Origin of the sequence: Arthrobacter sp. 35/47 (genome assembly GCF_000520475.1) — a bacterium.
GTDB classification, from domain to species: Bacteria; Actinomycetota; Actinomycetes; order Actinomycetales; family Micrococcaceae; genus Arthrobacter_D; species Arthrobacter_D subterraneus.
Window position 1 is genome coordinate 95,993 of the sequence record NZ_KI914584.1, and the last position, 784, is coordinate 96,776.

1 protein-coding gene is annotated in these 784 nt (G+C 63.3%); it reads right to left on the reverse strand.

What is annotated here, in order from left to right:
* Positions 1-78: 78 nt before the first annotated feature.
* Complete coding sequence (locus X803_RS17565; protein WP_253907386.1) at positions 79-747, reverse strand: plasmid pRiA4b ORF-3 family protein; 669 nt, start codon at positions 745-747, stop codon at positions 79-81.
* Positions 748-784 lie beyond the last annotated feature (37 nt).

A 784-nucleotide genomic window follows, 5' to 3' on the forward strand; every position in this document is an offset into this window, starting at 1 on the left:
GGCTGGCGAGGGTATCGAGCAGGTCGAGGTAGCCGCCGATGCCGCCGGAATCCTCCAGTGGTGCCCGTCGTGCACCGTCTACGAGGCGTGCCCGTGCGGCGTTGACCGGCTTGGGGACACTTCCGGTGAGTTCCAAGCGGTGGATCCAACCATCTCCGAAGTCGTATTCATAGAACAGGGGACCGGCCTCCGCCGTGAGGACGTGACCCAGAACATAGTCCGACTCAAGCAGGTCTTCTTCGAAGTCATCAAGCAGGTCCTGGGCGACCCAGCGCTGGGGCTGGCGAGGGCATCGAGCAGGTCGAGGTACCCGCCGATGCCGCCGGAATCCTCCAGTGGCGCCCGTCGCGCGCCGTCTACCAAGTGTGCTGGCACGGCGTTGGCTGGCTTTGGGACGCTCCCGGTGAGTTCGAGGCGGTGAATCCAACCGTCCCCGAAGTCGTATTCATAGAACAGGGGACCGGACTCCGCCGTGAGGACCTGCCCTAGAACATAGTCCGACTCGAGCAGGTCTTCCTCGAAGTCATCGAGCAGGTCCTCGGCGACCCAGCGCCGTGGTTCTGGCACCTGTCCATTGACGGCCCGCAGCCGCTTGTAAGGGTCGGTGTCCGTGAAGGAATGCAGATGCGTATCCCGCCAGCCGACGGCCGTTTGGAGGACATCGTGGACTTTGTCCAAGGTCAATGCAGGGTCGAGGTCAAGCAGCCGCCAGATGGCTGGTTTGGCGCCTACGATCGAGACCTTCACCTGCAGTAGGATCGAGCCGTCATCTTCCTGGGAGGCA